At 50.6% G+C, this 21,528-nt stretch carries 33 protein-coding genes; 25 read left to right on the top strand and 8 right to left on the bottom strand.

The features are described from left to right. The first annotated feature begins 19 nt into the window (after window positions 1-19). The 18 genes from D5085_05270 (at window position 20) to mutL (ending at window position 11,352) form a co-directional block, all read left to right on the top strand. Complete coding sequence (locus tag D5085_05270; GenBank protein QEP42595.1) at window positions 20-337, top strand: 50S ribosomal protein L24; 318 nt, start codon at window positions 20-22, stop codon at window positions 335-337. Between the two features lie 22 nt (window positions 338-359). Next, window positions 360-899: a 50S ribosomal protein L5 gene (locus D5085_05265; GenBank protein ID QEP42594.1), complete on the top strand. Its 540-nt coding sequence runs from the start codon at window positions 360-362 to the stop codon at window positions 897-899. 6 nt (window positions 900-905) lie between these two features. Next, on the top strand, window positions 906-1,211 hold the full coding sequence (locus tag D5085_05260; GenBank protein QEP42593.1) for a 30S ribosomal protein S14: 306 nt from the start codon (window positions 906-908) through the stop codon (window positions 1,209-1,211). Window positions 1,212-1,255: 44 nt separating this feature from the next. Then, entirely contained in the window at window positions 1,256-1,651 is a 396-nt protein-coding gene (locus tag D5085_05255) for a 30S ribosomal protein S8 (GenBank protein ID QEP42592.1), read from the top strand. A 14-nt stretch (window positions 1,652-1,665) separates the two neighbouring features. Then, entirely contained in the window at window positions 1,666-2,196 is a 531-nt protein-coding gene (locus D5085_05250; protein QEP42591.1) for a 50S ribosomal protein L6, read from the top strand. Window positions 2,197-2,205: 9 nt separating this feature from the next. Then, on the top strand, window positions 2,206-2,562 hold the full coding sequence (locus tag D5085_05245) for a 50S ribosomal protein L18 (protein QEP42590.1): 357 nt from the start codon (window positions 2,206-2,208) through the stop codon (window positions 2,560-2,562). A gap of 18 nt (window positions 2,563-2,580) precedes the next feature. Then, entirely contained in the window at window positions 2,581-3,090 is a 510-nt protein-coding gene (locus tag D5085_05240) for a 30S ribosomal protein S5 (GenBank protein ID QEP42589.1), read from the top strand. Between the two features lie 5 nt (window positions 3,091-3,095). Then, the gene (locus D5085_05235; protein QEP45062.1) at window positions 3,096-3,284 is read left to right on the top strand and encodes a 50S ribosomal protein L30; all 189 of its coding nucleotides are present in this window, start codon (window positions 3,096-3,098) and stop codon (window positions 3,282-3,284) included. A gap of 1 nt (window position 3,285) precedes the next feature. Beyond that, window positions 3,286-3,723 (top strand): 50S ribosomal protein L15, encoded by a 438-nt coding sequence (locus D5085_05230; GenBank protein QEP42588.1) that lies wholly within the window; start codon window positions 3,286-3,288, stop codon window positions 3,721-3,723. 26 nt (window positions 3,724-3,749) lie between these two features. Beyond that, window positions 3,750-5,075: a preprotein translocase subunit SecY gene (gene secY / locus D5085_05225; protein QEP42587.1), complete on the top strand. Its 1,326-nt coding sequence runs from the start codon at window positions 3,750-3,752 to the stop codon at window positions 5,073-5,075. A 30-nt stretch (window positions 5,076-5,105) separates the two neighbouring features. Further along, a complete protein-coding gene (locus D5085_05220; GenBank protein ID QEP42586.1) occupies window positions 5,106-5,222 on the top strand; it encodes a 50S ribosomal protein L36 in 117 nt (38 codons plus the stop codon). Between the two features lie 74 nt (window positions 5,223-5,296). Then, window positions 5,297-5,650, top strand: coding sequence for a 30S ribosomal protein S13 (locus D5085_05215; GenBank protein QEP42585.1), 354 nt, complete (start codon window positions 5,297-5,299; stop codon window positions 5,648-5,650). Between the two features lie 26 nt (window positions 5,651-5,676). Further along, complete coding sequence (locus D5085_05210; GenBank protein QEP42584.1) at window positions 5,677-6,066, top strand: 30S ribosomal protein S11; 390 nt, start codon at window positions 5,677-5,679, stop codon at window positions 6,064-6,066. Window positions 6,067-6,082: 16 nt separating this feature from the next. Beyond that, window positions 6,083-6,709, top strand: a complete 627-nt coding sequence (locus D5085_05205) for a 30S ribosomal protein S4 (protein QEP42583.1) — start codon at window positions 6,083-6,085, stop codon at window positions 6,707-6,709. A gap of 36 nt (window positions 6,710-6,745) precedes the next feature. Beyond that, window positions 6,746-7,759, top strand: a complete 1,014-nt coding sequence (locus D5085_05200) for a DNA-directed RNA polymerase subunit alpha (protein QEP42582.1) — start codon at window positions 6,746-6,748, stop codon at window positions 7,757-7,759. A gap of 24 nt (window positions 7,760-7,783) precedes the next feature. Continuing rightward, entirely contained in the window at window positions 7,784-8,179 is a 396-nt protein-coding gene (locus tag D5085_05195) for a 50S ribosomal protein L17 (protein QEP42581.1), read from the top strand. Window positions 8,180-8,399: 220 nt separating this feature from the next. Next, the gene (locus tag D5085_05190) at window positions 8,400-9,707 is read left to right on the top strand and encodes an AMIN domain-containing protein (GenBank protein ID QEP45061.1); all 1,308 of its coding nucleotides are present in this window, start codon (window positions 8,400-8,402) and stop codon (window positions 9,705-9,707) included. A gap of 10 nt (window positions 9,708-9,717) precedes the next feature. Further along, window positions 9,718-11,352 carry a DNA mismatch repair endonuclease MutL gene (mutL, locus tag D5085_05185; GenBank protein QEP42580.1) on the top strand — a complete coding sequence of 545 codons (1,635 nt, stop codon included), beginning with the start codon at window positions 9,718-9,720 and terminating at the stop codon, window positions 11,350-11,352. Here the strand turns inward: mutL and D5085_05180 are convergent. Next, entirely contained in the window at window positions 11,324-12,295 is a 972-nt protein-coding gene (locus tag D5085_05180) for a DUF4743 domain-containing protein (protein QEP42579.1), read from the bottom strand. The genes mutL and D5085_05180 overlap by 29 nt on opposite strands. A 90-nt stretch (window positions 12,296-12,385) precedes the next feature. Between D5085_05180 and D5085_05175 the strand changes: the two genes are divergently transcribed. The 3 genes from D5085_05175 (at window position 12,386) to D5085_05165 (ending at window position 13,659) form a co-directional block, all read left to right on the top strand. Further along, the gene (locus D5085_05175; GenBank protein QEP42578.1) at window positions 12,386-12,706 is read left to right on the top strand and encodes a rhodanese-like domain-containing protein; all 321 of its coding nucleotides are present in this window, start codon (window positions 12,386-12,388) and stop codon (window positions 12,704-12,706) included. 172 nt (window positions 12,707-12,878) lie between these two features. Next, on the top strand, window positions 12,879-13,109 hold the full coding sequence (locus tag D5085_05170; GenBank protein ID QEP42577.1) for a sulfurtransferase TusA family protein: 231 nt from the start codon (window positions 12,879-12,881) through the stop codon (window positions 13,107-13,109). 79 nt (window positions 13,110-13,188) lie between these two features. Then, entirely contained in the window at window positions 13,189-13,659 is a 471-nt protein-coding gene (locus D5085_05165; GenBank protein ID QEP42576.1) for a peroxiredoxin family protein, read from the top strand. A 49-nt stretch (window positions 13,660-13,708) separates the two neighbouring features. Here the strand turns inward: D5085_05165 and D5085_05160 are convergent, their stop codons facing one another. From D5085_05160 to dsrA, 4 genes are all read right to left on the bottom strand, one after another. Continuing rightward, the gene (locus tag D5085_05160) at window positions 13,709-14,584 is read right to left on the bottom strand and encodes a dihydroorotate dehydrogenase electron transfer subunit (protein ID QEP42575.1); all 876 of its coding nucleotides are present in this window, start codon (window positions 14,582-14,584) and stop codon (window positions 13,709-13,711) included. Next, window positions 14,568-15,035, bottom strand: a complete 468-nt coding sequence (ruvX, locus tag D5085_05155; protein ID QEP42574.1) for a Holliday junction resolvase RuvX — start codon at window positions 15,033-15,035, stop codon at window positions 14,568-14,570. The genes D5085_05160 and ruvX overlap by 17 nt, the downstream gene beginning before the upstream one ends. A 1-nt stretch (window position 15,036) precedes the next feature. Continuing rightward, the gene (locus tag D5085_05150) at window positions 15,037-15,603 is read right to left on the bottom strand and encodes a YqgE/AlgH family protein (GenBank protein QEP42573.1); all 567 of its coding nucleotides are present in this window, start codon (window positions 15,601-15,603) and stop codon (window positions 15,037-15,039) included. A 126-nt stretch (window positions 15,604-15,729) separates the two neighbouring features. Beyond that, window positions 15,730-16,977, bottom strand: coding sequence for a dissimilatory-type sulfite reductase subunit alpha (dsrA, locus tag D5085_05145; GenBank protein QEP42572.1), 1,248 nt, complete (start codon window positions 16,975-16,977; stop codon window positions 15,730-15,732). 316 nt (window positions 16,978-17,293) lie between these two features. Here dsrA and D5085_05140 point away from each other — a divergent pair, with 316 nt between their 5' ends. Genes D5085_05140 through D5085_05125 form a run of 4 tightly spaced genes read left to right on the top strand, consistent with a single transcriptional unit; the run spans window position 17,294 to window position 18,901 of the window. Further along, window positions 17,294-17,503 (top strand): hypothetical protein, encoded by a 210-nt coding sequence (locus tag D5085_05140; GenBank protein QEP42571.1) that lies wholly within the window; start codon window positions 17,294-17,296, stop codon window positions 17,501-17,503. Window positions 17,504-17,553: 50 nt separating this feature from the next. Then, entirely contained in the window at window positions 17,554-17,787 is a 234-nt protein-coding gene (locus D5085_05135) for a hypothetical protein (GenBank protein QEP45060.1), read from the top strand. Window positions 17,788-17,826: 39 nt separating this feature from the next. Continuing rightward, window positions 17,827-18,345: an aminotransferase class I/II-fold pyridoxal phosphate-dependent enzyme gene (locus D5085_05130; protein ID QEP42570.1), complete on the top strand. Its 519-nt coding sequence runs from the start codon at window positions 17,827-17,829 to the stop codon at window positions 18,343-18,345. Next, a complete protein-coding gene (locus D5085_05125) occupies window positions 18,227-18,901 on the top strand; it encodes a hypothetical protein (GenBank protein QEP42569.1) in 675 nt (224 codons plus the stop codon). The genes D5085_05130 and D5085_05125 overlap by 119 nt, the downstream gene beginning before the upstream one ends. 48 nt (window positions 18,902-18,949) lie before the next feature. Here the strand turns inward: D5085_05125 and rfbB are convergent, their stop codons facing one another. Genes rfbB through rfbA form a run of 3 tightly spaced genes read right to left on the bottom strand, consistent with a single transcriptional unit; the run spans window position 18,950 to window position 21,486 of the window. After that, window positions 18,950-20,017 (bottom strand): dTDP-glucose 4,6-dehydratase, encoded by a 1,068-nt coding sequence (rfbB, locus tag D5085_05120; protein QEP42568.1) that lies wholly within the window; start codon window positions 20,015-20,017, stop codon window positions 18,950-18,952. Between the two features lie 39 nt (window positions 20,018-20,056). Further along, window positions 20,057-20,605 carry a dTDP-4-dehydrorhamnose 3,5-epimerase gene (gene rfbC / locus D5085_05115; protein ID QEP42567.1) on the bottom strand — a complete coding sequence of 183 codons (549 nt, stop codon included), beginning with the start codon at window positions 20,603-20,605 and terminating at the stop codon, window positions 20,057-20,059. After that, the gene (gene rfbA, locus D5085_05110; GenBank protein ID QEP42566.1) at window positions 20,605-21,486 is read right to left on the bottom strand and encodes a glucose-1-phosphate thymidylyltransferase; all 882 of its coding nucleotides are present in this window, start codon (window positions 21,484-21,486) and stop codon (window positions 20,605-20,607) included. The genes rfbC and rfbA overlap by 1 nt, the downstream gene beginning before the upstream one ends. Between the last annotated feature and the right edge of the window lie 42 nt (window positions 21,487-21,528).

Here is a 21,528-nt window from a genome sequence, read left to right as displayed (position 1 = left end):
AACTGGATAGTAATTTGTTATGCGAAAGTTAAAAAAAGGCGACGATGTGGTCGTAATTGCCGGGCGTGATAAGGGAGAGAAGAGCACTATTTCGCGTATTCTCGATAATGATCGCGCTATTGTTGACAATGTCAACCGAGTGAAAAAACATCAAAAGGCAAATCCTAATGCCGGTATGTCAGGGGGCATTATCGATATGGAGGCTCCGATTCATATCTCGAATTTAGCAATTCTAAATCGAGAGACCGGTAAAGCGGATCGGGTAGGATTCAAAATTGGTGATGATGGCAAAAAAGTTCGAATCTATAAATCGAGCGGTGCCACTATTGACGCATAAACCATAAATTTAGGGTGTTGTTGTGACAAGACTAGAAGAGTTCTATAAAGAGAGTGTGATTCCAAAGCTAAAGCAGGAGTTGGGAATTGACAATGTGATGTCTATTCCTAGAATTACCAAGATTACCCTAAACATGGGCGTTGGTGAGGCTGCTGCGGATAAAAAAGTCATTACTCATGCGGTTGAAGATATGACTAAAATATCGGGGCAGAAGCCGATTGTTACCAACGCGCGTAAGTCGGTTGCCGGTTTTAAAATCCGTGAAGGGTGGCCGATTGGGTGTAAAGTCACCATGCGTCGTGAGCGGATGTATGAGTTTCTAGACCGCTTGATCTCAATTGCTATTCCGAGAATTCGTGATTTTCGTGGTCTTAGCCCGAAATCGTTTGATGGTCGCGGTAACTACAGCATGGGCGTCAAGGAGCAGATTATCTTCCCCGAGATTGACTATGACAAGATCGACAAGTTGCGTGGTCTCGATATTACCATTACGACTACTGCAAAAAATGATGAAGAGGGTCGTGCTCTGCTGCGTGCCTTTAACTTTCCAATGCGAGGATAGACGATCATGGCAAAACTCTCTATGATTCAGCGTGAATTGAAACGCACTAAATTGGTAGCTAAGTATGCGGCTAGGCGTCACGCTATTAAAGAGCAGCTAAGCTCAACTGAGCTCTCTTTTGAGGAGCGGGAGGCTTTGCAAATTACGCTGCAAAAGCTGCCTCGTGACTCTAGTCCAGTGAGACAACGAAATCGTTGTGGTGTTACCGGTCGGCCAAACGGCTATTTTAGAAAGTTTGGCCTGTCACGCAACAAGCTGCGCGAGGCGATGATGCGCGGCGATGTGCCTGGCTTGCGCAAGGCAAGCTGGTAAATTCTATTTTTATCAAACTATTATATTTTAAGGACTAAATCGGCATGAGCATGACTGATCCCATTGCAGATATGTTGACCCGAATTCGAAACGGTCTCTCTGCAAGCAAGATGGAGGTGGCAATGCCTGCATCTAAACTGAAAAAGGCTGTCGCAGATCTACTCAAATCTGAGGGCTATATTGATGACTTTTCAGTTCAGGATATCGATGGTAAGCCGACACTAAAGCTCTCCTTGCGCTACTATCAGGGTAAGCCGGTAATCGAAGAGATTCACCGGGTGAGCAAACCGAGTCGGCGGGTCTATAAATCGAGAAACGATCTCCCTAGCGTACGCGGCGGATTGGGTATTGCGGTGATTTCAACCTCTCAAGGGTTGATGACAGACCGCGCTGCCCGCAGCCGTGGTTACGGTGGCGAAGTGATCTGTACCGTCTATTAGCAGAGGAGAGCATAATGTCGCGAGCTATGAAGCCGGTCGCCATTCCGGCCGGAGTAACTATTTCAATTGAGAACAGCGTCCTAAGCGTTAAAGGGAGTAAAGGTGAGTTGAATCAAGCCATTCATGCCACCGTTGCGACCCACATCGCTGAGAGCGAAGTCCACTTTGCGCCGGCCGAAGGTGCTAATGATGCTATCGCTATGGTCGGTACCATGCGATCGCTATTGACCAATATGATTCAAGGGGTGACTAGCGGCTTTGAGAAGAAGCTAGAGCTTATCGGAGTAGGCTATCGCGCCCAATCTGCCGGTACCACGCTCAATCTCGCGCTCGGGTTCTCTCACCCAGTCGAATTTGCCGTGCCTGCTGGAATATCGATCGAGACCCCTTCGCAGACTGAAGTCGTGATTAAGGGGATCGATAAACAGCAGGTAGGTCAGGTTGCCGCTAATATTCGCTCATATCGGCCACCCGAACCCTATAAAGGTAAGGGTATTCGTTATTCTGGTGAGCATATTATTCGTAAAGAAGCGAAAAAGAAGTAGGGTAAGCAGATGAATGACAAGAAACAGGCTAGAGTTCGCCGCGCAACTAAAGGGCGGGCAAAGATTCGTAAACAGGGCATCCATCGGTTATCTGTCAACCGTACTCCGCGCCATATCTATGCTCAAGTGACCTCTGCTAATGGCGATCAGGTCATGGCTGCGGCCTCTACAGTGATGGGTGAGGTAAAATCAAGTTGCGATAAGACGGGTAATATTGAAGCTGCGAAGTTAGTGGGCAAGGCGATTGCAGAGAGAGCTAGAGCGGCGGGTATCAGTCGAGTCGCTTTTGATCGCTCTGGATTTCAATACCACGGGCGGGTAAAGGCGTTGGCTGATGCAGCTAGAGAGCATGGACTGGAATTTTAACGGTTAAGGGTAAGTGATATGTCAACAAATGAGACTCCAGAAGCAACTGACGGCTATATTGAGAAGTTAATTGGCGTCAACCGAGTCGCTAAAGTGGTTAAAGGTGGTCGGCAGTTCGGGTTTTCTGCGCTGACCGTCGTTGGTGATGGTAAAGGGCGGGTCGGTTTTGGGACGGGTAAATCAAAAGAGGTACCGGTTGCGATAGCTAAGGCGATGGAGAGTGCGCGAAAAAATATGTTCTCTGTCCCTTTGACTGATACCGGTACGATCCACTACCCGATTACAGCTCGCCATGGAGCAGCTAAAGTCTATATGCAGCCGGCCTCGGAAGGTACTGGAATCATTGCCGGTGGTGCGATGCGTGCTGTGCTTGAGGTGGTTGGTGTGCATAATATTTTGGCGAAAATTATCGGTAGTAATAACTCCATTAATGTGGTGCGAGCTACGGTTAAAGGGTTGTCAGAGATGAACTCACCTGAAGAGGTGGCGGCAAAGCGCGGCAAGACTTTGGAAGAGATTACAGGATAAGCGTGATGAGTCAGACAAAAACGGTCAAGATTAAACTGGTGCGTAGTGTGCACGGGCGGCTTCCTAACCATAAGGCGTGTGTCTCAGGGTTGGGGTTGCGGCGTATGCATCAGGTGGTCGAGGTTATCGATACGCCGGCAAATCGCGGTATGATAGATAAAGTTTCCTACATGGTTCAAGTGGTAGAGGATTAAGATGTACTTAAATAGACTCTCACCTGCTGACGGCAGCAAAAGCGCCAAAAAACGGGTTGGCCGTGGTATCGGTTCCGGTTTAGGTAAGACTGCTGGCAGAGGTCATAAGGGGCAACACTCTCGCTCTGGTGGCTTTCATAAGGTCGGATTTGAGGGGGGGCAGATGCCCCTGCAGCGCCGTCTCCCTAAAGTCGGTTTTAGCTCCCGTATCGGTCGGGTGACGGCGGAAATTAGACTGCACGAACTGAACCGAATCGAAGGGGATGTGGTCGATATGGAGGCCCTAAAATCGGCCAATCTAGTCTCTGGAGTGATTAAACGGGCTAAAATTATCCTCTCAGGCGAGTGTGACCGTTTGCTTACTGTGCGTGGGATTGCGGTAACGAAAGGGGCAAAAGCTGCTATTGAGGCTGCCGGCGGCAGCGTCGAGGAGATTTAAGCCGTATGGCCGGTTCTGCATCTGCAATGGCGGGTATGTTGTCGGGGGGGAAGTTGACTGAACTTCGGCAACGGTTGCTGTTTGTGCTTGGCGCACTGCTAGTTTTTCGTATCGGTACCCACATCCCTGTGCCGGGTATCGATCCTGTTGCGTTGGGTATTCTGTTTGAGCAGCAGAAGGGGACAATTCTCGATATGTTCAACATGTTTTCCGGTGGTGCCCTAGAGCGCTTCTCGGTGTTGGCTTTGGGAATTATGCCCTATATCTCTGCGTCCATTATTATGCAGTTGCTAACCAAGGTCTCGCCTAAACTGGAACAGATAAGTAAAGAGGGGGCGGCTGGACGGCGCAAAATTTCTCAATATACGCGTTATGCCACGCTGTTTTTGGCCACATTTCAGGCGATTGGTGTGGCTGTGATGCTGGAGAGTCAAATGGCGGGAAATCTGCCAGTGGTGATCGACCCCGGTCTTGGCTTTCGGATAACTACCGTGATTACTCTGGTTACCGGCACGATGTTTTTAATGTGGCTAGGTGAGCAGGTGACCGAGCGGGGTATCGGTAATGGTATCTCCATTATTATCTTTGCTGGAATTGTCGCTGGCCTCCCTTCCGCTATTGGTGGAACATTAGAGCTGGCTCGTACCGGTGAGATGAATGCCGTTATGGTGCTGATTCTGTTTGCTTTGGCCGCTTTAGTAACTGCGTTTGTGGTCTTTGTGGAGCGCGGTCAGCGACGAATTACAGTTCACTATGCAAAACGACAGCAGGGTAGAAAGATGTTTGCCGCCCAGACTAGCCATCTGCCTCTAAAAGTGAATATGGCTGGGGTCATTCCACCCATTTTTGCCTCTAGCATTATCCTCTTTCCGGCAACCTTAGGCGGGTGGTTAGGTAGTGCTGAGGGGATGGGATGGTTACAAGATATTGCAGCAACGCTATCACCCGGACAGCCACTCTATGTGCTCTTCTATGCGCTAGCTATTATCTTTTTCTGCTTCTTTTATACCGCGTTAATGTTTAACCCGCGTGATACCGCAGATAACCTTAAGCGTTCTGGGGCACTGATCCCAGGTATTCGACCGGGGGAGCAGACTGCTCGATATATCGATACCATTTTGGGCAAGTTAACTCTTGCCGGTGCTATCTATATTACTGCGGTCTGTCTGTTGCCCGAGTTTCTAATCCTCTCTTGGAATGTGCCATTCTATTTTGGAGGGACTTCGCTGCTCATTATTGTGGTGGTGGTGATGGACTTTATGGCACAAATTCAAGCTCACCTAATGTCGCATCAATACGAAGGGTTGATGAAGAAGGCTAACCTGCAAGGGTATGGTCGATCTGGTCTTTAAACACACTATTATCGAATTTGGAGAACTATCATGAAAGTACGCGCTTCAGTAAAAAAAATTTGTCGTAACTGTAAAGTCATTCGCAGACACGGCTCTGTTAGGGTAATTTGCTCATCCGACGCTCGCCACAAGCAGCGCCAAGGCTAATTGCAGCATTTAGGCATTTGTAATATAATTATCGGCTCACTTTTGGCCGACTAAGAAATTGTAGTGGAGTAGAAATGGCACGCATCGCTGGCATCAATATACCAGTCAATAAACATACTGTTATTGCGTTAAGATCTGTCTATGGAATTGGTGCAACAAGAGCACGCGATATCTGTCGGGCAGCTGGCATTCAACCTGAAGTTAAGATAAAGGAGCTCTCTGAAGAGCAGTTAGAGGCGATTCGTTCGGAGGTTGCCAAATATGATGTGGAGGGTGACCTGAGACGGGAGGTCTCCATGAATATCAAACGGTTGATGGATATGGGGTGCTATCGTGGTATGCGCCATCGTCGTGGTCTGCCACTCAATGGACAGCGTACCCGAACTAACGCCCGTACCCGCAAGGGTCCGCGTCGTCCGATTAAGTAACTACTCTGCGGTTTAGGAAATTTATTATGGCAAAAAATGTACGCAATCAAAAAAAGAAGATTAAGCGCAATGTTCTCGAAGGGATTGCCCATGTGCACGCTTCGTTCAACAATACGATAGTCACTATCTCTGATAGGCAAGGAAATGCGCTCTGCTGGGCAACTGCCGGTGGATCTGGTTTTCGTGGTTCCCGCAAGAGCACTCCCTTTGCGGCTCAGGTAGCCGCCGAAAAGGCGGGTAGTGTGGCCCAAGATTATGGAATGAAAAATCTTGAGGTATGGGTCAAAGGTCCAGGGCCTGGCCGAGAGTCGGCTGTGCGGGCTTTAAATAACATGGGGTTTAAAATTACTCAAATTACTGATAAAACCCCGATCCCCCATAATGGTTGCCGTCCCCCAAAAAGACGCCGTGTATAGTTGAGAGGAGAAGTTTGTGGCTAGATATATTGGTTCAAAGTGCCGTCAGTGCCGTCGTGAAGGAAGCAAGCTCTTTTTGAAGGGAGAGAAGTGTTTTACTGGAAAATGTGCGATGGAGAGTCGCCCCTTTCCCCCCGGTCAGCACGGTCAGCGTCGTGCCCGCCTCTCCGACTATGCTCGGCAGTTGCGTGAAAAGCAGAAGCTGCGCCGTACCTATGGTGTGTTAGAGAAACAGTTTGTGCTCTACTACAAAGAGGCGGATCGTAGAAAGGGTTCGACTGGCGAAAATCTGTTACGGCTGCTTGAAGCGCGGCTCGATAGTGTCGCTTATCGTCTTGGATTTGGTGCCTCTCGCACGGAAGCGCGACAAATTGTGCGCCATAATGCGCTGACTGTTAATGGTAAAAAGGTTAATATCCCCTCCTATCAACTCGCTCCGGGAGATGTTATCGCTGTTAGCGAAAAGGCTAAAGAGCAGTTGCGAATAAAATCGGCTGTTGAGATGGCGGCTCAGCGCGGGCTTCCTGAGTGGTTAGAGCTAGATGATAAGAAGTTGAGTGGTTCGTTTAAATCCTATCCTGACCGCAGTGATCTGCCGGCTGACATTCAGGAACAGCTGGTGGTCGAACTCTACTCCAAATAGACCAATTTTAAATTAACGCAGGGATATATTATTTAGATGACAGTTCTTGACCATGAACTACTAAAGCCAAATATCGTCGGGGTTAGTAAACTAAACGATAACTGTGCGAAAGTCACTCTTGAACCCCTAGAGCGCGGTTTTGGCCATACCTTGGCTAACTCGCTGCGACGCATTATGCTCTCCTCCATGTTAGGCAGTGCGGTGACTGAAGTTCAGATTGATGGTGTGCTGCACGAATATACTGCTATTGATGGTGTGCAGGAGGATACAGTCGATATTCTGCTTAACCTGAAGGGGTTGGCTATTCGTCTGAATAATCGTTTTGAAGAGACACTTAACCTTAATATCAAAGGACCTGCAACTGTTACCGCAGCCGATATTCAGTTGACAGATGATGTTGAGATTATGAATCCTAATCATGTGATTGCCCACATCAACAAAGATCGTGAGCTAAATATGATTCTTAAGGTGGAGAAGGGGCGAGGATATCGCCCTGCTAAGCAGTTATCGATCGCTGACGATGACAATACGACGATCGGAGTTTTGCGTCTGGATGCTTCATTTTCACCTGTTATTAGAGTGGCCTATGTCGTTGAAAACGCACGGGTTGAACAGCGAACAAATCTTGATAAGTTGATTATTGAGGTGGAGACTAACGGGACGATTGATGCTGAGGAGGCGATTCGCCAGTCGGCAACGATTTTACAAGATCAGCTCTCGCTCTTTGTCGATCTTCAAAGTCGTGAGCAGATGCCTCAGCAGGAGGATGAGCCTAATATCGATCCGATTCTGCTTCGACCTGTCGATGATCTAGAGCTAACGGTTAGATCGGCAAACTGCCTCAAGGCAGAGAATATCTACTATATTGGCGATCTGATTCAGCGTACTGAGGTCGAACTCCTTAAGACCCCTAACCTAGGTAAGAAGTCGCTGACAGAGATTAAAGATGTGCTTGCTTCCCGAGGTCTCTCGCTAGGTGTGCGACTAGAAAATTGGCCACCGGCTCAAATCGCCGCAGAGATTGAAGCAAAAATGAGCGCTAACGCTTAAGTTATCAGTTGAGGAACTATCACCATGAGACACCGTCAATCAGGACGCAAGCTGAACCGAAATAGCAGTAGTCGTAAGGCTATGTTTAAAAATATGTCTAACTCACTTATTCATCATGAGTTAATTCGGACAACTCTGCCTAAGGCTAAAGAGTTGCGCCGAGTCGCCGAACCGCTTATCACCCTCGCGAAGGAGGATAGTGTGGCTAATCGCCGTTTAGCGTTTAGTCGGCTGCGAGATCGTGAGGCAGTGACTAAACTGTTCAATACGCTAGGGCCTCGTTATAGTGGCCGTCCGGGTGGCTATTTGCGTATTTTAAAGTGTGGTTACCGTCAGGGCGACAAAGCACCGATGGCCTATGTTGAGTTGGTGGATAGAGTCGTCGATGAGGCATCGGAGCCGCTCCCTGCCTTATCATAACTCTGGCATTGGCTACGAGACCTCTAAAAAACCGGCGTCGCGCCGGTTTTTTTATGCCCTTTACCAAAGAGTATTTAAGAATATGGGTTAACTTTAATTACTAACGCATTGATGGCAAATTAAAAATAAATTTTAAATTGTGCTTGACAGATCGGGCTTGAGTCGATTAGTGTTGTCAGTGCTCTATCGTTTTGACCTGAATTTTCAATTAAGTGGTGCCATGAATTGCCGTCTCCTCTGTTTGTGGATGATTTTACTATGCGGTTGGGGAGTCTTGCAGGGGCAAACGCTGAATGATATTCGCCTTTGGCCCTCACCCGACTCAACTCGGCTGGTGTTCGATCTTTCGGCTGAGGTAAAACACCAAGTCTTTACCTTAAGTCGGCCTGATCGGGTAGTCATCGATTTTTTTAATGTCAAAAGCCGTATCGATTTTGAAACGGTGAATCGGCAGCAGGTCGCTGCCATTAGCAAAATTCGTGGTGCGGTGCGCCATGGTACCGACTTTCGTATTGTGCTCGATCTTGATCATGCAACCGATCCTGCTAGTTATCTGCTACAACCGCATGGTGAGTACGGTCATCGGCTAGTGGTAGAGCTAGATAAGCGTAGTTCGGTAGTGAAAGGGGAGTCGGCGTCGATTAAGCGGGCTGATCACTATCAACAGGGGATGCGCGATGTCGTGGTTGCTATTGATGCTGGCCACGGGGGGGAGGATCCTGGTGCTATTAGCCAAGATGGCAAATTGAGAGAGAAGGATGTCGTCCTTTCGATTGCCCGTAAACTTAAAGCGCTTATCGATAAAGAGAGTGGGATGCGCGGTTTTTTGATTCGTGATGGCGACTACTTTATTCCGTTAACTAAACGACCCCAAATCGCCCGTAAACAGAAGGCTGATCTGTTTATCTCCATCCATGCCGATGCCTTTGCTGACGCTCGTGCCTATGGCTCTTCGGTCTATACTCTGTCGCAGCGCGGTGCGACAAGTGAGCATGCGCGGCTATTAGCTCAGAAGGAGAATGCCTCAGATCTAATAGGCGGTGTCAAGCTGGAGGATACAGACGATATGTTGGCCTCGGTGCTGCTCGATCTGACCCAGACTGCCTCAATTGAGTTTAGCAATCAGGTGGCACAGCAGGTACTAAAACAGATAGGTTCGGTGAATCGGCTCCATAAAAAGCGGGTTGAGCAGGCCAATTTTCGAGTGTTGCGCTCTCCTGATATGCCCTCTTTGTTAGTAGAGACGGCGTTTATCTCCAATCCGGCAGAGGCGCAGCAGCTTCGTAGTAGCGAGTATCAACACCGTTTTGCTGCGGCGATTTTAAACGGCGTTCGTAGCTATTTCTATGAAAATCCCCCTCATGGCACTCGAATCGCCGCTAAGCGTGAACATCGTATCAGTCGAGGCGAGACCTTGTCAGAAATTGCCCAGCTCTATCGGGTAAGTCTTAAATCGCTTAAAGAGCACAATAATATTCGCACTAATGTGATTCGGGAAGGGCAGCTATTAGCGATTCCAGAGAGTTAATCGGTTCGATATGTCGTGTGAGCGACGGATTCAGCTCCTCCCCCCTCTGTTAGCTAACCAAATTGCTGCCGGAGAGGTAGTCGAGCGGCCCGCCTCAGTAGTGAAGGAGCTGGTCGAAAATAGTCTTGATGCCGAGTGCCGTACCCTCTCGGTTGAGCTGGAGGGGGGGGGGACTCGTCTGATTCGGGTTCGCGATGATGGTGTCGGTATCCATCCTGACGATATGGCGCTGGCACTGCAGATCCATGCGACTAGTAAATTGAGCTCTATTGATGAGCTGTTTGCGATTCAATCACTCGGTTTTCGTGGTGAGGCGTTGGCCAGTATTGCCGCTGTGGCTAGAGTGGAGCTCATGAGTCGCCGTCTTGAGGCTGAGATGGGGCTAAAGGTAGATAACCTAAAAGGTTCAGTCGTGAAGCCGGTGATGCTCCCTTTAGGTACTGAAGTGGTGGTTAGGGAGCTATTCTATAATACTCCGGCACGCAAGCGCTTTTTGCGTAGCGAGCGGACAGAGCTATTGCAGTGCGAAGATACTTTGCGCCGCCTAGCGCTCTCCCACCCCCGGGTCAATATGAGCCTGATCCACCAAGGCAAGCTACTCTGGGCTCTTAAGGCGGTCGAGGAGGATAACCTGCTGCCACGACTAGAGCAGCTAATAGGACGCCCCTTCTTGCAGCAGTCGCTACAGATCTGTTATCGCGTTGGCCGAATGGTGCTAGATGGTTGGGTCGCTGAGGGGGGGCAGCAGAGTGGGGCGAGCTATCACTATCTTTTTCTGAATGGGCGCACCATACGCGACCGAGTGATGACCCATGCGATACGACAGGCGTTTCTACTCGCTGGAGTTGAGGGAGCAACCCCCTCCTATGTGTTACGGCTAGAGCTACCGGTCTCTGAAGTCGATATCAATGTTCATCCGACCAAGGCCGAGGTGCGTTTTCAGCAGAGTCGGATGGTACACGATTTTATTGCAGCGGCGCTTCGTAGTGCCCTGCAGCAGGGGAGGGAGGCGATCCCCCCCTCTAACAGACCCCTCACTCGCTCGTTTGAGAAGTCGGCGGCGGTGGATGTGGCTAGCACAACAGTCGCTGTTAATGAGGCCTCTCCCCCTCTCTTCTCTCCCCCGCTGATTCCCCGAACGGCAGCCGACTCCCTCAAGCTGATGGTGGTGCAGCAGCGATTTGTCGTGGTACGGTGGCAGAGCGCGGAGTATCTACTCGATACACTGTCACTGCGTCTGGCTCAGTCAGCGTTAGCCTCAATGTGGCAGCCGCAGCTACAGCACTTTCCGCCACGATTTCAGTTACAACGGGCGCTGGCGCAAGAGACATTACAGCGATTGGTGCCACTGGGGTTTGAGCTACAACAGCAGGGCTCGCTCTGTCTCTGTCGGCAGCGACCGGCTCTGCTCGCTCTGTGTGAGTGGCAGAGCTGGGTGGGGCAGGCGCTGAGTGGGGGGGAGATCGATGTGACAACATGGCAACAAGCGCTGCTACAGCTACCACTTCGTAGCGAGGCGCTAGAGTCGAATCCGGCGCTGCTACTACAGCTAGGCGGTTTTAGTGACTGGGCACCCCTACTGCATCGCTTTGGCGTACCGTTGCAGAGCCAACTACTTACGGCAGTGCTGGATGGAGGCCGCTAACGAGTTCCGGATAGAGCTCCTCTTCATCCGATAAGAGTCCGTGGCGGAGCAGAAAGTCGATAATCACGAGATTGCAGTTGTGTTTAAACTGGTCGGTGTCGCGTACCCGCTCGGCAACTTCAGCGATAGGGAGCAGCATAAACCGCTCCACTTCGCCGTCGTTGTTGTGGGGGGTAAAGTGTTGTGGTAGCTGGAGATCGTAGTTGAAGATGAGATCGGGTTTGAGTCCACCCTCGGTTGCCGCGCAGTAGCTGATAGTGCCGACAGCTTTCGCCTGTCTGACTAGCTCTGCGGGGATAGAGGCCTCCTCTTGAGACTCTTTAAGCAGATTCTGTGCTAGCGAGATTTGAGCCGGAACTCCGCCGGCAACGAGCTGATCTAGCTTTCCCGGCTCATGAAAACGGTTGTTATCCCGTTTAGCTATCCACATCGACATATTGCCGCTATCGTCGATCACATAGCCGTTTAGATGCTGGCCATAGCTACGGATACCGTAGCGGGCAACACAGGCTCGGTCGATTAAGCCGACTGGCAGGCTGCGTCTAGGCCCTAGTGGGTAGTACTCCCCCGTGGTGTGGCTAAATAGCCCAGCATCGATCAGTTCACTGTTGAGCTGATCTAGCCAGTGGGTTAGGGCCGTTGGGGTGGCGAAATCCTCTTCGAGCCACAGAGCGTGCCCATAGGGACTCCGTGCGGTGCGAAGTTGAAACACCTCTCGCTGCCGACACAGCTCGGTCGCGAACTGGGGTGTTACCCAGCCGACAGGCTGCTGCTGTAGGTAGAGCGGCATAAAGTCGTTAAGCCGACTAGGGTTGAGGCGTTCGATATGGCGGTAGGCAGAGGCTGCAAAGTTGGGTATTGGCATGACAGATAGGCTCAATAAGGGGGGGAGTTTGATTACCAAGGGGAGAGTATGCCGTGAACTGCCGCTAACTACAATCATTGGTTGTTAATCACGCTTGCGTCGCGGCGGTCGAGCCCATAGAATATAAGCAATCTATAATATTTACAGTGGTAGGTTAGGTTAGCCGATATGTTTCAAATAAACGAAATGGATGTAGAACAGCTCGACCAGTTGAGGCAAGAGGGTTCACAAGACTATGTTCTAATTGATGTTCGAAGCCCAATGGAGGTGCAGCAGGGAAAAATCGAGGGGGGAGAGGCGATCCCGTTGCACTTGATACCCCTAAAAATGGCCGTTCTACCGCGCGATAAGAGGGTGATCTTCTACTGCCGCACCGGTGCTCGTTCGGCGCAGGCGTGCGCCTTTGCCACTAACCAAGGGCTCGATAACTGCTATAACCTTGTGGGGGGAATTGTGGCTTGGGTTCGCAGTGGTAAACCGATCATTTAAAGGCCCGTTATGGGCTATTTAAGGCTCGACAGTTATGTTTATCCTTGCTTTATGACGCCATTTGGCATAAATTTGTGGCGTAATATTAAGGTAAACCGCTGGTTTCGCTCTCTGGCCATTTTGGTTGGCGAGCATTTTGTTAACGATGTCACAGACGACAGAGGAGAAAATTATGTCCAATTTTGATCAGGAACTTGATGCATCGGGTCTAAACTGCCCCCTGCCCATTTTGCGTGCCAAAAAGGCGATTGCCCAACTCTCTGCCGGTCAGACACTGCGCATTGTGGCGACTGATCCTGGTTCGGTAAAAGATTTTGAGGCTTTTTGCAAACAGACCGGTAATGAGCTGGTCGAATCGGGTGAAGAGGGCGGCAAGTTTGTCTTCTTGATCAAGAAAGCCTGATTATTATCACCACAACGATATGACAACCCGTTGATGCGGGTTGTTTTCTGTTTGACCCAATCTCACTGGAATCGATCCTATGTCTGAACCAAAAAAAATGGCAATTATTGCTACCAAGGGTACGCTGGACTGGGCCTATCCTCCCTTCATTCTTGCCTCAACCGCAGCTGCGCTCGGTTATGAGGTGGAAATTTTCTTTACCTTCTATGGCTTGCAGACATTGAAGAAAAAACTCGATCTGCAGGTCACCTCGCTTGGCAATCCAGGGATGCCGATGCCGATGCCGATGCCGGTGCTGTTGCAGGCTCTACCGGGAATGCAGTCGATGATGACCTCAATGATGAAGTCGAAGATGAAGAGCAAAGGCGTGGCCTCAGTGGAGGAGCTACGCGAGCTGTGCCAAGAGGCGGAAGTTAAATTTGTTGCCTGTCAAATGACTGTGGATCTGTTCGATATGAATCCATCCGATTTTATTGACGGTGTAGAGTTTGGCGGTGCCGCTACCTTCTTTGAGTTTGCCGGCCAAGCCGACATTACTCTCTATATCTAACCTCTTCGTAGCCGGTAGCACAGAAGGCCCGCAACGGGCCTTTTGCGCTCTAAAAGAGTACCTCATCGGCATTGAAGACTGGGCCATCAACGCAGACTCGGCGCATCTGCACCCCCTGTTTACTCTTCACCTCAACCACACAGCCGGCGCAGCCGCCGATCCCACAGGCCATATACTCCTCTAATGATATCTGGCACGGTAGTCGATACTCCTGCGCTAGTGCCGCAACTGCTTTGAGCATCGGTGTCGGGCCACAGCTAAAGAGCATCACCTGCTGTTGTTGCGTTGCGGTTAAATGGTTCAGCCAGAGACGAGCAAGATCGGTGACATAGCCGTTATAGCAGCCAGGATAGCCCTGTAGGCTGGTTAATCGTGTCGGAATAGCCCACGACTCTAGCAGCGGCAGGGTGGCGATCACCTCCGTAGGTAGTCCTGGCAGGAGTAATTTCGACGGCTCGCTCTGAAAGGGGAAGGGGAGCTCTGAACCTAAGATCACTAGCGGCTGCATCGTGGCGTTAAATTGGCGGTAGAGGGTCTCTGCTAAGTAGATCATCGGTGGCATGCCGACTCCGCCGCCAATGAGTAGGGGTCTGGGGTAGTTTTGATCTAGTTGAAACGGCCTGCCAATTGGGCCAATGAGGCTTAGGCTCTCGCCGATTTGGCGTAGGCTTAACTGTCGAGTCCCCTCGCCGACGACTTTATAGAGTAGCTCTAGCGTGCCACTATCGGGATCGGCACGCATAATCGAGATTGGACGACGCATCGGTAGTGACGGGGCGCACTTAAGGTGGACAAAGGTTCCGGCTTGGGCGCGGCTGGCAATTTTAGGGGCGTGCAGTGTTAACCGGTACTGCTCGCTAGCGTAGGCTGTCTGTTGGATCAGCGTCGCCTCTTCAACGAGGAGGCTATTACGGTGGTGACTCATAAGGTGGTTCCAGATCGGGAGGTCGGGTTAGGAAGGTGGGTTGTTGGTTGAGCCAACTCTGTACCATTTTGGCGGCGGCTAACGCATCAATCTGCGCTTTGGTGTAGCGCTTGGTGCTCTCTAGTAGCTCCTGTTCCGCTTCGTAGGAGCTAAGTCGCTCATCGAACCACTCTAGCGGTAGGGTAAAGCGCCCTTGTAGCTGGCGGCCAAATTTGTCGCAGCGGGCAGTCAATGGCTGTTCGGTGCCATCCATGTGTAGCGGACGGCCGACTAGTAGCCGTTGTGGTCGCCATGTCTCAATGAGTTGCTCAATGGCTCGCCAGTCGGGCTGCTGCCCGATGGAGGTGAGCGTGGTCAGTGGTCGGGCGGTGGCGGTAATCTGCTGGCCGATGGCGACACCGATCCGGCGGATGCCGTAGTCGAATCCCAATAGGGTTAAGGGCTTTACCATCTTAGGCGTGGCCGGCTTCGCAGAGTTGGCCGGGATCAAAGCCGAGCTGGCGGGTCGCCATCTCCCAGCGGGAGTCGTAGGGGGTATTAAATAGTAGCTCTAGCGAGGCGGGGACATTGAGCCAGCTATTTTGTAACAGCTCCTGTTCTAACTGCCCAGCCCCCCAGCCGGCATAGCCGAGTGTCATTAGATAGTTAGGTTGTAGTGGATCGGCGGCAATCGACTCCAAAATATCGCGTGACGTGGTGACTGCCAGATCGCTAGAGATGGCCATGGTTGAACGCCATAGCTGCTGCCGCTGGTGCAGGACTAGGCCGTGCCCTTGGTCCACTGGGCCGCCGTCAAGCACCAAAATCGACTGTGAGGCGAAATCACTAGCGGGGGTTAGGTCAATCTCCATCTGCTGCAAAATCTCTTGCAGTGTAATAGGGGTGGGTTGATTAATAACGAGCCCAAAGGCCCCCTCACGATTATGTTCGCACAGATAGATAACGCTATGTTTAAAGCGCGAATCACCTAACGAGGGGGTGGCGATGAGGAGTTGGTTTTTTAAGCTGGCATCCGACATGGCGTAATCGTATCACTACCGTATTCTAACGCCAATGGCTGATTAGGTAGAGACCATAAAAAATCCCCGCAAACGACCGTTTGCGGGGATTAAAACCAAAAGGCAGGGGGAAGAAGGGGGATGGGGCTAGGCGGCAGAGGCTTTACGCTCAAACCACTTTTCGGCCTCTTCATCCCAACCATCGGTACGAACATAGGGGTTCATTCGTGGGTTGGTGATCATGTTGGGGTCGATCTCAAGGCCGATCCCTTCGAGGAAGTTCACCAGACCGATGCGCTCAATCATCTCTCCGGTACGCTCATGCTCTAGTGCATTTTCGGCGAAGAAGTCGATAATCTCACCCGCTAGCTCTTCGAGATACTCGAAATCTTCGTCAGTTTCGAGCTTGTGGAACGGAATAATGACCGTGCCCATGAGGTCGCCAATCTTCAGAGTCCGCTTACCACCGACTAAGACGGTGACGCCTTTATCATCGCCAGGTGAGAGCGCTTTGGTCATGACATTAATGCAGTGCATGCAGCGGACACAGTTCTGATTATCAACCGTTAAGGTGTCATCATCATTGAGTGACAGCGCCTGAGTTGGGCAGCGGGTGATGACATTATCGATCACATATTTGCGGCCAACTTTGTCAACATAGGCTTTGACTTCGGCCTGATCGACCTTCATGTCGTCACGCCAAGTGCCGATGGTGGCCATATCGGCCCGCTGGACTGAGTTCATGCAGTCGTTCGGGCAGCCAGAGACTTTAAACTTGAACTTATAGGGTAGCGCCGGACGGTGCATATCATCTAAGAAGGCGTTGACATACATCCGCAGGGTACGCCCTTCGTCAAAGCAGGAGTTTTCGCAGCGAGCGGCACCGACGCAGCTCATGCCGGTACGAACAGCCGGGCCGGCACCGCCGAGGTCGAAGCCCATCTCGTTGAGCTCATCAAACGCCTTTTGGACATTGTCGGTGCTGCACCCTTGGAACATAATATCGCCCGACTGGCCGTGGAAGGCGATGAGGCCGGAGCCATATTTTTCCCAAATATCGCAGAATTTGCGGATAGTGTTGGTATCGTAGTGCATCCCAGGAGGGGGCATGACCCGCAAGGTGTGGAACTCGGCCGCTGCTGGAAAGAGCGGCTTTTCGTGCTCATCTTTCAGTTCGGTGAAGCGGGGGATAATCCCGCCGCCGTAGCCGATAACACCGACGGTGCCGCCCTTCCAGTAGCCCTTACGGGTACGGTAGGAGGTTTCGAGCTGACCGAGGAGGTCAACCATCATGTCGTTATCTTTAGCAAGACGCTTTAGACCGGTCACAAAGCTAGGCCAAGGGCCGCTCTCCAGTTCGTCCAGCATCGGGGTTTCGTACATCGGTTTCGCCATACCATAGTCTCCCATAGTTATGAAGTTAGGAAAGAGTGGGTTGCAGCGGTTCAGAACCGACTGCCCATGGGCTATAACTTAGTGAAATAGTCGGATAATGTCAACCCCTTTAACTAAATGATTTTGAAGAAAAAATAACCCTTGTTTTTTTGTGTGATTACACCCGCTGCCCGCCGACGTCTCTCTGTTCAGTGTCACGAAAGCTGAGAGCCAAAACCGGTCAGGCATTCCAGCACAAAAGTGACATGACACCCATCCCTCTTAGGGGTAGAATCAGTCGATGCAGACTATACTATCGTCGAAAGGAGGCAGTGTCATGTCAGAGGCCAGCGTCATCGAACCTGTCGCAACCCCAAGGAAAAACCTGTTTTCACAACAGTTTTTTCAGCATAACCGTGAAGTTATCGACTATCTCGATAGCCTTGAAGTTGAGCTATCTTACGGTCGGCAACAGATTTCTGAGGATGATATTGACGCGGTAAAAGAGCAAAAAACAGTTCTTGATTTTTTATTTATTTGTCATTAGAATTTTCCACCGTAGATAGGTTATCTACAAGCGCGAAAGTTTTGCGTGCCATGGTTAGAGTCGAAGTCGAATCGCAAGGTTGTTCTCTGTTCAGGATGAACGTCGAGGCAATTTTTATGGCGCAAGCTGGGTTTCGATGGCTGAAACTGCCCATGTTGCCGGTGTTGACCGGCCATCCGGTTGGGACTGCTCAACCAGGACTCCAGTTGCTCGCCCGCAAGGGTGTTATCAACGGAGAGCGAATTACCAAAAACCGCCATGAGCAACTTTGCTTAGGTTTTTAGGAACAGGTACTACAATCCCCTTTTATTACCACAGGAGATATGGCACGACAGTTTGAACAGGCGCTGGCCGACTTAACCGGCGCGAAACACGCGATTGTCTGCGCTAATGGAACGACCGCACTCCACTTAGCCTGCTTAGGCTTGAAGATAGAAACTGGGGATTTGGGGCTTACCTCGCCTATCACCTTTCTATCTTCGGCCAATTGTGTTGAGTTTTGTGGCGGCAGGAGCGACTTTATCGATATCGATATGGCCTCTCTCTCTCTATCCCCAGAAAAACTAGAGCTCTATTGTGAGACGGTGGCGATTCCTAAGGTGGTTATTCCGGTCGATTTTGCCGGCGTTGCTGCCGATTTACCAACCATTTATGCGTTATCAAAAAAATATGGTTTTTATGTGATTGAGGATGCGGCTCACTCCATAGGAACGACTTACAAAGATGATAGCGGTATCGCTTATCAGTGCGGTAGCTGTGCCCATACCGATGCGGCTATCTTCTCGTTTCATCCCGTTAAAACTATCACCACGGGGGAGGGGGGGGGTTGTTTTAACAAATAGCGATGAGCTTGCCGCTAGAGTCAGGAGAATGCGCAGTCACGGTGTATCGAGGCGTCCCGACTTTCTCTATGAACATGATGGTCCTTGGTACTATGAGATGGATGAGTTGAGCTTTAACTGCCGCATGACTGACTTTCAGTGTGCTTTAGGTCTATCTCAACTAAAAAAATTGGATAGTTTTAAAGAGAGACGAGAGGCTATTTTTGATGCCTATCATCGAGCATTCTCAACTTCCGATAAGTTGATTTTGCCCCCAAACCCGTCTAATCAGAGCGTGTGTCATCACCTATACACCCTACAATTTACTGAGGGTGCAAAAACGAGAAATTTGGTTTTCGATATATTAAAATCGTTTAAAATTCATTGCCAAGTTCACTATATCCCCATTTATCATCAGCCCTATTACAAGCAGCTATACAACTACCCATTTGAAAGATTTTATAACTCTGAAATTTACTACTCAAGATGTTTGACCCTGCCAATGTATCCGGGACTCGATGAGAGTGTGGTGCAGTTTGTGATTGATGTTATTCTGACTGTTGTTAATCAGCGTTGACTAGATTTCGAAATGAACACCAACCGACGATTTTGGCTGCGAGGGCTCTCAATAGTTGGTCTCTAACCACTGCCGATAGCTGCCATCCATGACCGCCCGCCACCAGCTCTCGTTGTCAAGATACCACTGAATAGTCTTGCGAATCCCGCTCTCAAAGCTCTCTTGTGGCTGATAACCGAGCTGAGTTGTGATTTTGTCGGCGTTAATGGCGTAGCGGCGATCATGGCCTAAGCGATCTTTAACATGGGTAATGAGCCTCTGGTGGGGGGCACCCTCAGGGTGGTGCTGATCCATCAGCTCACAGATTAAGGTGACGATATCGAGATTAGTCCACTCGTTATTGCCGCCGATATTGTAGCTGTTATCGATCTCTCCTTGATGGATAATCAGGTCAATACCGCGATTGTGATCATCGACATAGAGCCAGTCACGAATCTGTTGACCATCGCCATAGATCGGAAGCGGTTTGCCATCGAGGCAGTTGGCGATAATTAAGGGGATTAACTTCTCAGGAAACTGGTAGGGGCCATAGTTATTGGAGCAGTTGCTAAAAGTGGTATTTAGGCTATAGGTATGGTGGTAGCTGCGCACAATATGGTCGGAGCTCGCCTTACTCGCGGCGTAGGGGGAGTTAGGTCGGTAGGGGGTGGTTTCGCTAAAGGGGGGATCGTTCGGCTTCAGAGTGCCATAGACCTCATCGGTAGAGACATGGTGAAAGCGGTGGGCGTCGGTCTGGGTGGAGACTTGATCGAGCCAGATCTTTTTCGCTGCTTTAAGCAGGCTGTGAGTCCCCTCAATATTGGTTTTAAGGAAGGCATCAGGGCCGTGAATGGAGCGATCGACATGGCTCTCGGCAGCAAAATGGACTAGGGTATCGATCTGGTGCTCGGTCAGTAGCTGTTCGACTAAGGGGGTATCGAGAATATCGCCGTGAATAAAGGTGAGCTGTGGATGTTGTGCGACCGCTGCTAAATTGGCTCGATTGCCGGCATAGGTGAGGGCGTCGAGCACGATCAGCCGCTGCTCGGGGTGCTGTTTGAGCCAGTAGTGGATAAAGTTACTACCGATAAAGCCGGCACCACCGGTGATTAGCAGATTTTTTGGGGTGTGGGACATAGTAGAGAATTCGCTCCTTGCTTTGAATGGTAACCTTTTTTAGGCAAATATCTCGGCCTGAGTTAACCGTGGGGCAGCACTATCTTTATCAGAGAGTAGCGGCGCAGAGCCGTTGAGTAGTGGCCACGCAATACCGATGTCAGGATCGTTCCAGAGAATAGCCCGCTCATGCTCTGGGGCGTAGAGAGCGGTACATTTGTAGGTAAACTCAGCACGCTCACTTAAGACATAGAAGCCGTGGGCAAACCCCTCTGGTACCCAGAGCTGGTGGCGGTTCTCAGCTGAGAGCGTCTCTCCGACCCACTGGCCGTAGGTGGGGGAGCTTGCTCTGATATCGACCGCGACATCAAAGACCTCGCCATGGGTTACCCGTACTAATTTGCCTTGGGTCTGGGCTATCTGGTAGTGAAGCCCGCGCAGAGTGCCTTGAACAGAGCGGCTGTGGTTATCCTGCACAAAATGGGCCTCAATGCCCCCGTCACGAAACTTCTGTTGGTGGTAGGTCTCCATAAAAAAGCCGCGCTCATCGCCAAAAATTTGGGGCTTAATTAGGATAACTTCAGCAAGTTGGGTCGGTAGAAACTCCATTATTCAAACTCTGCAGCGGTGTTGGCAACTCGAATGAGATAGTCACCATAGCCGCTCTTCTGTAGTGGCTTGGCGAGCATCAGTAGCTGTGCTTTATCGATATAGCCCATGCGGTAGGCGATCTCTTCGATACAGGCGATTTTGAGATTCTGTCGCGCCTCAATCACCTGAATAAAATTGGAGGCATCGAGCAGCGAATCGTGAGTGCCGGTATCGAGCCAAGCGCTCCCCCGCCCTAACTTCTCTAGCCGTAGCTGGTTCTGTTGCAGATAGAGCCGATTGAGGTCGGTAATCTCCAGCTCACCCCGTGCCGAGGGTTTGACCTGCTTGGCCATCTTGACCACTTGGTTATCGTAGAAGTAGAGACCGGTCACGGCGTAGTTTGATTGCGGTTCGGTTGGCTTCTCTTCAATATCGAGTACCCGATTTTGGGCATCAAAGCTGACCACGCCGTAGCGCTTCGGATCGTTCACATAGTAGCCAAATATCGTCGCGCCGCTCTGAAAGGTTGTGGCATGTTGTAGCTTTTGACGCAGACCGTGGCCGTAGAAGATGTTATCGCCTAGGATAAGGCAGGCACTCTCATTCGCTAGAAACGACTCGCCGATTAAGAAGGCTTGCGCTAGACCCTCGGGGTTCGGTTGAATCGCATATTGAAGCGATATTCCTAGCTGGGAGCCATCGCCTAGCAGCTTTTGGAACGACTCGCTATCTTCTGGTGTGGTGATAATTAAAATCTCGGTGATGCCCGCTAGCAGTAGCACCGATAGGGGGTAGTAGATCATCGGCTTATCATAGACCGGGACTAGCTGTTTACTGATGGCGAGCGTTACCGGATGGAGACGCGTGCCGGTTCCACCGGCGAGAATGATACCTTTCATGACTCTCTGCTGTCGTTGGGTTGTTAGAGGACGGGTAGTCTA

This window comes from Ectothiorhodospiraceae bacterium BW-2 (genome assembly GCA_008375315.1).
Taxonomy (GTDB): Bacteria; Pseudomonadota; Gammaproteobacteria; order Thiohalomonadales; family Thiohalomonadaceae; genus BW-2.
The sequence above is the reverse complement of the archived record's forward strand: the minus strand, read 5'-3'. Positions and strand labels throughout refer to the sequence as shown.